The organism is Shewanella sp. SM101 (assembly GCF_025654465.1).
GTDB lineage: Bacteria > Pseudomonadota > Gammaproteobacteria > Enterobacterales > Shewanellaceae > Shewanella > Shewanella oncorhynchi.
This window is the reverse complement of record NZ_JAKKRH010000007.1, coordinates 1-12,426: the sequence shown is the minus strand read 5'-3', so window position 1 is coordinate 12,426 and position 12,426 is coordinate 1. Positions and strand designations below refer to the sequence as shown.

Annotated in this window: 10 protein-coding genes and 2 pseudogenes; 3 read left to right on the top strand and 9 right to left on the bottom strand. The window is 39.3% G+C overall.

Going from position 1 to position 12,426, the window contains the following annotated elements:
* Window positions 1–24: 24 nt before the first annotated feature.
* Window positions 25–1,800, top strand: a complete 1,776-nt coding sequence (locus L5M38_RS05490) for a S8 family serine peptidase (RefSeq protein ID WP_263178529.1) — start codon at window positions 25–27, stop codon at window positions 1,798–1,800.
* Between the two features lie 909 nt (window positions 1,801–2,709).
* Window positions 2,710–3,567 (top strand): hypothetical protein, encoded by an 858-nt coding sequence (locus tag L5M38_RS05485; protein ID WP_263178528.1) that lies wholly within the window; start codon window positions 2,710–2,712, stop codon window positions 3,565–3,567.
* Between the two features lie 22 nt (window positions 3,568–3,589).
* Here L5M38_RS05485 and L5M38_RS05480 read toward each other — a convergent pair.
* The 9 genes and pseudogenes from L5M38_RS05480 to L5M38_RS05440 form a co-directional block, all read right to left on the bottom strand.
* Window positions 3,590–3,736, bottom strand: a pseudogene (locus L5M38_RS05480) (helix-turn-helix domain-containing protein); the annotation flags it as partial.
* A gap of 359 nt (window positions 3,737–4,095) precedes the next feature.
* Window positions 4,096–5,433: a hypothetical protein gene (locus L5M38_RS05475; protein WP_263178527.1), complete on the bottom strand. Its 1,338-nt coding sequence runs from the start codon at window positions 5,431–5,433 to the stop codon at window positions 4,096–4,098.
* Between the two features lie 297 nt (window positions 5,434–5,730).
* A pseudogene (locus L5M38_RS05470) lies at window positions 5,731–6,118 on the bottom strand (hypothetical protein); the annotation flags it as partial.
* Window positions 6,119–6,521: 403 nt separating this feature from the next.
* Entirely contained in the window at window positions 6,522–7,484 is a 963-nt protein-coding gene (locus L5M38_RS05465) for a plasmid recombination protein (protein ID WP_263178526.1), read from the bottom strand.
* Window positions 7,485–7,487: 3 nt separating this feature from the next.
* A complete protein-coding gene (locus L5M38_RS05460; RefSeq protein ID WP_263178525.1) occupies window positions 7,488–7,988 on the bottom strand; it encodes a hypothetical protein in 501 nt (166 codons plus the stop codon).
* A 477-nt stretch (window positions 7,989–8,465) separates the two neighbouring features.
* The gene (miaE, locus tag L5M38_RS05455) at window positions 8,466–9,257 is read right to left on the bottom strand and encodes a tRNA isopentenyl-2-thiomethyl-A-37 hydroxylase MiaE (protein WP_263178524.1); all 792 of its coding nucleotides are present in this window, start codon (window positions 9,255–9,257) and stop codon (window positions 8,466–8,468) included.
* Window positions 9,247–10,947: a recombinase family protein gene (locus L5M38_RS05450; protein WP_263178523.1), complete on the bottom strand. Its 1,701-nt coding sequence runs from the start codon at window positions 10,945–10,947 to the stop codon at window positions 9,247–9,249. The genes miaE (L5M38_RS05455) and L5M38_RS05450 overlap by 11 nt, the downstream gene beginning before the upstream one ends.
* A 36-nt stretch (window positions 10,948–10,983) precedes the next feature.
* On the bottom strand, window positions 10,984–11,136 hold the full coding sequence (miaE, locus tag L5M38_RS05445; RefSeq protein ID WP_411569300.1) for a tRNA isopentenyl-2-thiomethyl-A-37 hydroxylase MiaE: 153 nt from the start codon (window positions 11,134–11,136) through the stop codon (window positions 10,984–10,986).
* Window positions 11,137–11,246: 110 nt separating this feature from the next.
* Window positions 11,247–12,188: a hypothetical protein gene (locus L5M38_RS05440; protein ID WP_263178522.1), complete on the bottom strand. Its 942-nt coding sequence runs from the start codon at window positions 12,186–12,188 to the stop codon at window positions 11,247–11,249.
* Between the two features lie 63 nt (window positions 12,189–12,251).
* On the opposite strand from L5M38_RS05440, the gene L5M38_RS05435 reads away from it, so the two are divergent.
* On the top strand, window positions 12,252–12,426 hold a 175-nt coding region (locus tag L5M38_RS05435), incomplete at its 3' end, for a transposase (protein WP_263178571.1).

Sequence of the window (12,426 nt, the reverse complement as noted above, 5' to 3'; positions counted from 1 at the left end):
TGAATTCTGAATGGGAATGATAACATGAAAAACGTCACTTATAAGCTGTCTACTCTAACCCTGGCTCTGGTAGCCTCCTTCGCCGCCATAGCCAATGACACCGTGCGAGTGGTGATAACCAAAGGCCAGACCACTGAAATCCAAAGCACTAGTCGTCAACAGAACCGAGCCCCTGTTGCCCTAGGTGAAACCTGCGTGGCGACCCCTCACGGTGAAGCGCAATGGTGCTTCAGCGGCAATGACGCCTCCCAGATGCGCTCGCAGTCTACCGTGTCCAGTGGTAGCCCTATGCAAGTTGTGACACTGCCAAGCTACGGTTATTCAGCTACCGAAGTGGCCAGACACCTGAATGCTAAAGGCGTGTTCGGTCATGTCGAAGCTGACCTAGAAGTATCCAGTCGTGACAGTATGCCCAATAGTGCTGGTGATGTGAGCAGCAGTGCCACCAACGATCCAGCATACAGCTATGCCCAGCGTTTCTACTTTGAGAATGCCGAAATTAGCCCTTCTGGCTCTGATATCGTGGGTATGTGGGATGCCGCTGGTATGAGCAAGATCACCAACCAGGCCGGTGACGCCCCAGATGTACTGGTGATTGACTCTGAGTTTGTGGCAAACGACGAAGTGTCTTACTACAGTGGACGCAACTTCTCCACCACAGCCCTTGTTCAGGGAGGACCTGAACAGAAGCGCAGTGACGACTACACCCCACCCGCGGAACTGGCTGGTATGTGTCAGAGTCATGGTTTGAACGTCAGCAGCATCATCGCTGCCAAGATGGGTAATGGCACCGGCATGGCTGGTGTAACCAATAACGTCAGACTCCACGCTATCAAAGCCCTGACGTGCGGTAACGGTTGGCTGAGTGATGCTGCCGATGCGCTGTGGTGGGCGACCGGCCGTTCATTCGATGGTGTAACTCCGTATGCCGGCAAGCCTGGCTCTATCAACATGAGTATCTCCGCAGCGATTGCGACAACGGACGCCTGTCCAGCGTATTTGCAGGAAGCGATTGATGCCGCTACCGCCGCAGGTTGGACCATCGTGGTTGCCGCAGGTAACTACAACGCGAATACTGCCGGTTATGTTCCAGCCAAGTGCGACAACGTCATCACCGTAGCCGCGGTAGACCGCTCTGGCGGTAGGGCTGGGTTCAGCAACTATGGTGAACACGTCGACATCGTCGCCCAAGGCGAAGACATGGCGATTATGTGTAATGACACCACCACTGCCTGTTATGGTCAGGGCACCTCTTACGCCGCACCACTGGTAACTGCCGCACTGACAGTCACCAAGTACGTGGCCAAAGCGACCCCAGCACAGCTGAACGAAGCCCTGTCATTCACTGCCCGTACTGACACTGTGGGTTCAACCTGTGGTTCTGGCGTGTGTGGTGATGGTTTGATGGACGCGACCAAGCTGTTCAATCTGACCAACGCGATCACTGCTGGCACCGCCAACCGCCTGGAACACGTCCTGTCAGGCAAAGATACCTGTGAGCAAGAATGGTATCTTGACCACTTCGGCAATGCGGCTCGTCTGTGTGAAATGTACAAGCTAACTATGATGGATGGTATCACTAGAGAGGACATAAGCTATCGCTTGTACTCCGTTTCTTCAGGTGAAGTCATGAGCTCAAATGCTCAATTTGAAGGTGAATTTACCTCTGGTAGTGTTGTGCTGCATAGCTTGACTCCAGCCACCCGAGATTACGCAATCAAGGTATGCCAGAATGATGATTGCGGTACCTGGTTTCCTGTAGATGTCACTCTGGCTCTTAAGCCTGCATCATGTAGCTAAAATGGAAGGAGGATCAGCCTCCTTTTTCCTACGTCAATTTTCAGGTAATGACATTAATAGTATTTCGATTGCCCAGAAACAGCATAGTTCTCATAAAACTAGAAATAAAAACAGATAAGAGATAAAGCATCTGTTTTGCGATAAAAGCAACCAGGCAAATCGGCCTACTAAAAATAAATAATGCGAAAAGATTGAGTGAGTTTAAGACTAGCTTGACAGCTGCAAAAGATGCTTGTCAGCCAAAAGCAGGAAGTCGAGACAATCAGAGGTAGACTGCCTATAAGCGCAGTTACACCAGTGAGTAACAGTTTTAGGCTACCATTTTAGGTGGCCAGTGTCTCAGCGAGCAATAGGTCAGTATGTGGTGCTGATGAACCAAACTGGTCTACATGATGGATATCAAAATCTTCATTGTTTGCTCGAGACTAAGACTTGCATCAAAGTCTTGGTTGAATTTATCGATTCAATAAAAAAGGAATGGTTACCAGTATGGTAAAAAACACAAGAAATTGACTTAGCGGGATTTTTCGTACAATTTCCAGCAATATTTAATCAACCTTGATCCAAGAACTTAAGATCATATAGCTGATTCTTAGGGATAGTGACTATGGAAGAAGATTATTCAAAGAGTAAGGTCGAATAATTGATATTATGCAGTAAGCGGTAAATAAATAGTGATAATGCTGCAAAATTTATTGACAATTTTTAAACTCAACAAGGCTACATGAGATAACTGTCTCTGTTCCTTATAACAGGCCTAGGTAAGATAAGAACTGCCCCCCTTGAGCAACCTCCATTTAGACGCAAAATAGTTCCCTGATCTGTATGTTCCTATTGGAGATAAAGAGCAAACAATATAGGCTGAAATCCCTAAAAGAGAGTTTAGTTGCAATAACAGGAAATGCTAACATGCCATCTAGAACAACATTTTTAGATAATTTTAATACGTGTATTCTTTGTAAAGTAGGAAGTGCTCGTGTGGGCTCAAAAAGTTGCACTTGTGACAATTATATAGGTGAAGCAGAGGTCTTAACACTTGCATTGTCTTCAAATGGATTCTGCTTATCAGACTTATATAAACATATCACAGGATCCAAAGATTTTATGGAAGTGTTTGACTATAGATTCGATTATAATGAATTTTTTGATCCTTACGTTGCAGCCGCAGATTTTATAATTAACGCCGGAAAATATTACAAGGATATAGATAGAGTGTTAGTCTATTCAAAAAAATCACCCCCAGTTCGGCACATTAAGATGCTCCCAGTTTTATTCGAGTACTTAAGGGATATGATTCAGAACGGAGGCAAAAAGGTGTACTTTATTACAGAGTCTGGAGCTAAAATATTACAGAATATAGTTATTCTAACTCTGGAAACAGACATTACGAAATTTGAGCATACTGCAAAGTCTGTAAAAGATGTCAATTTTCAAACATATAATATTGCCATTCATATAAGAGATAGTATTTATGGCACAAAAAATGGTTTTTTATCCGCTGAGACTTTCAAAAACTCTTTTGTTGAAATAATATCAAAAGTAAAGTGTAATGACTTTAGTTTGCCAGTAAAAAATGCGCAAGCTATGGCAGATATGTTCTGTTACACGCGAGGACTATTAAGAGGAAAGAAACCTTTGAGCTATGAGTCGATAAAGTTAATTGAGGATTACTCCGAAAATTATAATCATTACAATACAAATCGTGAAAAAGTATTTAACCCGAAAATTAGAGATGAAGCAGAGTATGGTGTGCTAGCTGAAATATAAAGCAGAAATATTTGAACTCCCTCCCGTTTTCAACCAGCTCTTGATAGTGATAGAAAGTATCACGGGAAAGCCCCATGACTTTACAAGCTCGAGACACGTTTCCCAATTCTTCAGCGAGATTGAGTAAACCAGCTTTGTGTTTAATGATGGGATTGTTAGTATGAAGCATGAGAGTTACCTTTTTGCTTTGATTAAGTTTCGACACCTTTATCAAAACGGGTAACTCTCATCTTTTCAAGATGATGTGTCAGATCTAGTCTGAACTAATACAACCAAAGCAGTAGTCGCTGATCTGTTCGACATAACTTAATCCACTGTAATCAGAGCTGTATTTCTCTATTGATAGACACCAATTATATTGAAATGATGTCTATCAATCACACAATTTAGGCAACAACGCAATCCAACTCAAACAAAATATCGCTACATTTTGCACTCGTTCAGCTTGAGTTCTGCTTAGAAAAATTATCTACAACAGCCTTTTATGAGTTTCAGATAACTTTTGCATAATCCAATTCAGTGCTGCGCTCATCTATCCACTTCTAAATTTACTATAATATCCAAAGGCTTATCTGTTATTTCATAGATTTTGTGATGCGTTTTATAGCCTTTTGCAGATACTGCAATATCATATTTCCCGGGATTAACATGCATACCATGACGATATTTATCCTTAATATTTATTACTTGAACTACGGCATCAACACCATAACTCGCACGTACCCGGATATATAAAGGATCATACTGATAAGTTGGATTTTCTTGCTCCGTCGGAGTCATTTTCTTTAATGTAATGAGTTTTTCAAACAATCCTGCTTTTACATCGTAAATTTCATAATGTGTGAAATAGCCCTCTTTTTCGATACGGACTTCATACATTCCTGGGGGAATGTCATAACGTTCATCTGCATTCACTATTTGAACATTTGCTGCCGGACGTGACGTGATTTTCAGCCTAGCCAAATTGCGGGCTTTAAGTCCATTATCAATTTGCTTTTTCGTAGATTCTTTTTCGCTATTTACTCCAATTAGCTTTTTCACAGAAATAATACCATCTGCCAATAAATACTCGACAGACTCCGCATAATAAGCAATCCAATTTTTCGGGCCTTCAATATTGCCTGTCATCCATCTAGCAGGCTCCCAACGGTATTTATCAAAAGAACCTTTGTTAAAGTTGATTACTTTCCCGTCAAATTTTACAGGCTTATATCGATCATGGTAATCATTCATATAGATACTAAATGAAATGATTAGCGAAAAAAATAGAATAATATTAATTAGGTTAATTAATTTATTCCAACCTTCTTGACGACGGTAATAATGAAAAATGGAAATAATTCCAACAATAATTGGACCAATAAACGCGAAAAATATAAAGACAGATATCGGTAGGAAGAAAAACAGAAAACCCCACCCCTTACTTGAGACAACGCCTATTTTTGAAAATTCAGAAGTCAAATAAAAAGAAAGTACTCCGCCAAGTGCGAGAAAAACAATAGCTGGCCATGATTTCTGTTCTTTGTTTTGTGAGAGATAAACTTCAATACATTCCTTATCTAAAGCTGCAAACGTCCCAGGAAGACAAAAAGACATTAGTATTATCAATGGGCTAGCTATCAATAAGCTAGATACTTTGAGCACCATAAAGCCAAGCATCATTAGCCAAGCAAGAATAAAGAAAAAAACTATGGCAGGGAATAGTGAGCCTCTTTTTGTTGTCGTGTAAGTCGAACCGTTACTACGACGATAGGTGGTCTCATAAATTGTATTATAATCTGCCTCCGCATATTTCCCCCAGATCTTGAGTGTAGAATAGGCCGGCAAACCAAGCGCCATTAATCCACCGACAACGGGTAAGCTCATATATGGAAATTCTTTAATGTACCTTAAAAACATTACTCATCCCTCTTTCTAGCAAGAATTAGTGCCAATTATTAATATCACTCAAGGAAGGTGCGGTTAGCAGTTCGCTTCTCCCTACATGACGCCCATTCCATCTTTATCGACGTCAACTGGGGCTTTGTTTCCTTGATAGCGAAAACACTAAGACAAAAAATCAGGATAATACCTTATCAAATCGCAAACAATCAACGACAGTTCAAGAGCTTCAAGCTTGATTTTTTGTGTTAAAAATTAACTGTATAGTTGTTTATCCTTTTAGGAATCCACGCCAATGTGTGCTTTCATGGCGGAATACCACTGATTACTTTTCTTGGCTTTATGCATGACTTTGTCGTTGCTGTTGTCTTTGTTTTGTATTTGGTGGAGCTGGGGCTTGAATTATCGTTCCATCCACCAATGTGCCCAAGGTCATCACAACACCACACTCGGCCAGTAATTGATTAAGGGTACTGAGGATTTTGTGGTACAGCTTATGCTCCAGCAAGAACAGGAAATTCATAATGGTGGCACGGTCTGGAATGGCTTTATCCAGTGATAGATGGGCAAACTGGCGCATGGAGGTGATTTCGTAGAGGGCATCTTCCTTGTAGGTCTGGCGGCGTTTACTGGAAAACTCACTATCGGCAAAAGTCAGTTGCTGGCTCATTAGCTTATCTCTTCGCTGGTTCAGTCCACGAAACAAAGATCTCACATTCGGGACTTATTCACCTTCCCGAATCGGAAGCATATCACGTATTCCTACACTTTTTTGTGAGATAAAATTAAATTTGTTACTCAAAGTGAGCCTTTGACTATTATGAGTTAACTTTTTAACGATGTTTTGTTGCTAATGGACGTTTAATAAAAGTATTGTGACTATAGAGGCTTTCAGGTGTTTCTTGTTACGGGTCCCTCATGAAAAGCAGTCTGAATTTCAGGAAACTTAATCCAATCTATGCTGCAAAGGCGTCGGTCTTGCTTCCAAATTTTACGTTAGACTGTAACTTCTGGCTGTGTAGCTTGTCGCTTAACCTTCGGTTACATAACTTTGCTTTAGTAGATGTAAAAACCTATTTTTTATATCTCATACCTTTACTAAGTGATAAATCGAGTCTGAATTTATTAATAGCACACAATGCTTTTCTTTTTATTAGTTCAGTCAATTCTGAGGCATAACTTTTTAACTTATCTATCTCGCAAAGCCATTTAGAAATCTCCATCTTACAATCAGCGATCTCTGACTCAAGTGAGTCCTTTTTCTTTTCTGAAATTTTAATTTCTTGCTTAAGATTTCGGGATTTTAGCTCTAACTCGCCTGATAAGATTGTTAAATTATTAAGTTTTTCCTTTACAAAAATTTCTTTACGACAATGGTTAATATTGGTAATGCTTTTTGACTCTCCACGAATAAAACCAAGATTTCTGAAACTATCTGATACCAAGTCTTGCATTTTTTCGAAATTAGGATTTAGCTTCAGCGTTCTACCGGAATCATTTTTACCTTTAACCATTAAATGTCGTAATGGAGCTACTTTTTTCTGAAAGTCATAATTGAAAAAGGTTATATGCGCATGAACGTTCCGAATGAACTTTCCAGATAGATCGTAATGCCCTTCATCAAGGTGCAGATCTATTGAAAGAGGCTCAAATCCAAATTCTATTTTTATGGACTTGGCATATCTCTTGAGGCCATTCAGAACTCGTATTCTTGTTTTTTCTTGTCCAATCTTTTCTTCAATTAACGAATATTGACTTTCGGACAGTACAACCACATGTTCGAATAACGCATTAAAATCGGAACGGATTTTTTTCCCGGTGACAGTTTTATAGCGTTCGCATGCACGCTCAAATGCTGAGATGCCATCTGTACAGCCATAAGCGTACAGACCCACATTGTTATGGATGTATTCTGGCTGCACATTAGGTGAGCGAGTAGCTCCCTGCCGCAGTGCGTGGACATGGTCCAGCAACGCAACAGCGTTGCTGGACTTCATGTACTGAGTTCTAACGGAAGCAAATCGGCGATGCTGCATATATCATTCGCCTATGTCTACACGCTGAAAACGATTGCAGCTATGTGCGATAGCCATAGTCATATTCCCAATCACGTCGCACTGCATGAATTTGTCATTTTGATATACGCCATTGATACAAATTTCACACGTAAACAATTTACGATTTTTCGTTAGTGAATCGAGCAATTCACGTTCAGACAATTTTGCAACAGAAATTTCAAAACTTGCATCTATCATGCAATCAAGAATCAAGCTTTTCAATTCATCCTCAATATCTAGCAATGAAACTAAATTAACCAGAGTTTGATTTCGAGATTCGAGCCTTCCCCCCTTAAACTCTATGAAATCAGCTTTATTTGTTATCTGCATTTCAGTCAAATACACATAAATTTTATTCAGTGGATCTGTATTAACAAGTTCAGGTAGTCGCCGCTCTATCGACAACACTAGATTGTCATATAATCGAATTTTTTCAAGACGAACTCTTTCACGCAACGAACTAATTGAAATATTAGAAATCATTGTAGAACTCCTTGTGTTACACCCATAACTATATTATCACAATATTTTTTAAAGTTAGTTTTGACGTCGTTTTTTTGCGTCAGCAAACCCACCGCGAAGCGACCTATGAACATAGGTTTTAGTGGGTTAAAACCTATTTAAAGATATAAGATATAACCAGCGGTGTAGCAGGAGATTTTTTAAGAGAGATGAAAGATAAGGATACCATTGGCAAAACAGACTCACACTTATAAGTTTATTATACGCTACAGATCGTAAACAAAAATGTACAAGTTACATATGCAACAGCACTATAATTTTTTTAAAATTTAATTGGGTATATCTTAATCGTTAAAAAACTTATGTTCTAATAAAGTAAATAAGGGGATTTTGAATTGAAAGTGGAAATTCTATTCATTTAAAATTAATTGAATTAGTGCTAGACAGCCCATTTTTAGAATCAAGTTTAGAAATAGGCTGTCTCGCGAAAGCTTTACATTAAAGTGAAAGAGATAACTTGCTCACAACAGGTCGGCCACTATGAAACTTGAAATCATTATCATCGTTTGAAATAAGCTCTGCCTCAATAATACCAAAATAATTGACACGTTTTGATATATCATACCCGGCAATATCCTCAGCCAGTGAAAGATAATCTTGATAATGGCGAGCCTCGGAACGCAACAAAGAGACATAGAAGTCTCCTAATCGCGTATCAACATGAGGAGCTAGTTTAGCAAAGCGCTCGCAAGAGCGAGCCTCGATATAGGCACCACAAATCAATTTATCAATCAGAGTATCAGGCTCATGATTAGTTACGTGAGACAACAAATTCTTGGCGTATCGGCTAGATGTAATATTCCGATACTCAATATTGTACTCTGACATAATTTCTAAAACTTGATAGAAATGATGTAATTCCTCTTTGATCAGCAGTACCATTTTATCAATAAGATTTTGCCCATATGCAGTACCTGACCGAGGTATCATTGATCTAGTTAAACGATTGTGAGTTGCCAAGTTTTTCCAGTCACCAACTTTACGATAAGCAAAATTTTCATAAGGCTTTAACCAGTCTAATAATGCATCTCCACTAAGCTTATCTACCGCATATTTACGAATCAGAAACATAGCTGATTGCGCTGCTTTTAATTCACAAATTAGATGATCCAGCAGGATAATCGGGAGATTATCAGACTTTTTTGCTTCATTAACCCATTCTATTGGAGTCTCACATTTAAGAAACTCATTGATTGGTTTTAGTAACTCATTGTAATTTTCAAAGTTCATCAGAAAAACCATCTATTTCAAATTTAAAAGAAGTTCCGCTATCTTTCTCAATATTTAGCGAATGAACCATTGCGGCTAGGTCAATCGGTCCCATTTTATTATTAGACCTTGGATAGAGTAACTTATCTATAGTCCAATCTTTAGAACGAACTTCGCCATTGAATATCTCAGAATTATAAAAATCTCTTTTGCCATTGAAAGTATAAATATAGCTGAGTCGACTTCTATCATATAATATATAATGTAGCGAGGCCATTTCTTCATTAGTATCAGGATTGCTAAAAGTAAGAACTCTGTCTTTCAATAAAATTTTACAACCTGTTTTATTCAGTTCCAAATTATATTGACTTGGGCTGCTTATTGAAAGATCGTATATTTCATTTGAAATACTTTTTAACGATTTCTGTGCTAAAATCTTCCCCCGTATACCTCTAACTTTAATTTCTAAAAGATCTATATTTTCTTGTAAGTCATCCATTACTGATAATGTAGCATTCGCAGCTTTTCCCGCATTAACACGTGATTTGTATTGCGAGCTTGCATCAGCCAAAGCAACACGAAGTTTCGTAATTTCCTGCTGAGTTTTTACCTGTTCTAATTCTAGGCTATTCATTCGTTTATAGTCCGTCATCATTGCAAGTATCACAGGCTCTACATAGTAGATAAAAAAATGATAAGCAACGACATAGGGAAACGTAGTTGATGATGGGCAAGATTCGCCTCCGGAACGCTGTTTTTTAGAACATCTAAGCAAAGGCATAGTACTATTGGTTTGTTGAATGCTCATCCCGCTGCCGCAATGACCGCATCTCACCATTCCATGCAAAGGCCATTTTCGGTCCTCACGGACACTAGTAAACAATTTACCGGCATGAATTCGTTGAGCGTTATAAAATGTTACGTCATCTACGGCAGCCTCATATAGTTTTTCGCCATAAACCCTGCCAATGCATTTTTCATTTTTTAAAATACGGATAATCTTAGTAGGATTCACATTTTCTAAAGGTTTAATATCACCATATAGTTTCCGCAATTCACGTTCTATTAAAACCTGTCCTTTCCCGGTCGCGTGCAATTTAAATAGATCTCTAACTACAGGAGCAAACTCATTCAGGGTACCATCACTGTTTAACCAAAAGGGCATTCTCATTTTAGGAGAGATTTTTTGTTCCCTAGCAAGCTTTTCTCGACGATCCCACGAACCCTTAACCTTTTTGGCGCGCCACTTCGACTCCTCGTGAGCTTTTTCAATTTCAATTATAAGTGAAATTCGCAGTTTAGAATCATTCACAGCTTCTGGTGGGTAGTAATTACTACCTCTGGCAGTGACAATCGATACCCCATGTTTCCAAATTTTTTTAATCAACTCCTCAGATTGATCAATATCCATTCGAGTCAAACGTGAAAAATGTTCTACTAGAATAATTGACCCTTTTGCTACCAAACCAGATTCGATCGCTTTCACTAGTCGACCTAAAGAACCGTGGTCAACATGCCTCCCCTTATACGCTGATAAGCCTGCGTCTATAAGTGGCCTATCATCCAATTCAACTACTACGCAGTTTGGATGCCTACTCAGCCATTCCCGCTGTGCCTCGCCCTGACGAAAGAGCGAGCTGTTCCCCTCTTGCCCTGAAGAACTAAAACGCTGGTAAAGATAAACATTTCCAGAAAGATTGCTTGTGTCCATTACGTACTCCGATGAGCAACACTACCGATTCTATCACTATATGCACATATTATCATTTAGCTCGCAAACTAGATGATCACGTAAAATCGTAGATAAATTTTCAGGTTTAATTGCCTCTGTAACCCACTCATCGGGTGTTTTACATTTCAAAAAAGAAAGGATTGGTTCTAATAGGGCTTGTTCATACATCGCGGACATCCATTAAATCAAAAATTTGCATGTACTGTATTGTATAAGAACTAGCATCGCTATTCGACAACCATCTCTTTTGTTCTATTTAGACACATTCAACCACAATGCTAACAAACCTTTGTTATTGAACGAATTATTTTAATTTTCCCATCAATTTCACATCTATGATCAATATGTTCAAAACTGTGGATCATACCTAGTTCCTGAAGCTCTTTCAGTCCTCGCTTAAACAACTTTATATTATTACGGTTGTAAGTTAACTCTGCCTTTTCATTACTGCAATTGACTACTTTTGAGCCTTTCTTACTTAGCTTCTCATCAAGGTCTTTCAACTCTTTATCAGTAAGCAACAATTCTTTACCAAAAGATTTCAAAATCGTAGCAACGCTGAGGGTAAACTCATTCACTGATGCTTTTTTATTGTTCGTTTTCCAATTGTTAGAAACGTAAGTTAAGTAAGCGAACCGTCCTGCTTGTGAGTTAATAGATAAAAAAGTTGTCAAACTAGACTTTTGCTTTTTAGCAAGTTGCGCAAGAACTTGTAATTTTGGCGATACATGTATGGTGCAATTATCACTCTGAGAGTCATAGTGAAAATCAGAAATGAGAGTCATTGCTCCCCAACTATCGTCATTTAGTCTATAGCTAATTTGGCATTTATTGAGCTTTAGAAGTACATCTCTAAGCTCATTCCTGAATGACTGGCGCATCTTGACAGGTGTGTCGTTAACTTTATGCCTTGGCCAGCAGGCTTTGATGAGTTTAGATGCAGAAAAACTTAACTTACCGCTATGCTCACTAAAACTGTCAATTTGAGAAAATATGTAATGAAAAACAGGGTAATCTCGTAACAGATTCAACTGTGGACCACTAATTGTCATCGTTTCTAAGCCGTTAGAAAGGGAAACATCATGCTCAACATCCTGATATCTCCTTTCATCATCACTATAGCCAATCCCAATTTGATCCTTTTTCTTTCTACTTTCGGGTAAAAAAAGCGGTGTCTCCAAAAATAGCTGCGGGATCTCAAACTCACCATGTAGTGGCACACTGAATTTGGCCACCTAATAAGAAATGTTATGATCTCATTCATAGCGAATTTAGGTGACAAAATGAATAAAAGTAAACGTGCACGATATAGCGCAGCGATTAAGCTCGAAACTGCCCAATTAGTCATTGACCAGGGCTATACACAAGAAGCGGCAGCCAAAGCCATGAACGTAGGTAAATCAACGGTCAGTAAGTGGGTAACGCAGCTTCAGGTCGAGCGCAAAGGGCTTGCTCCTA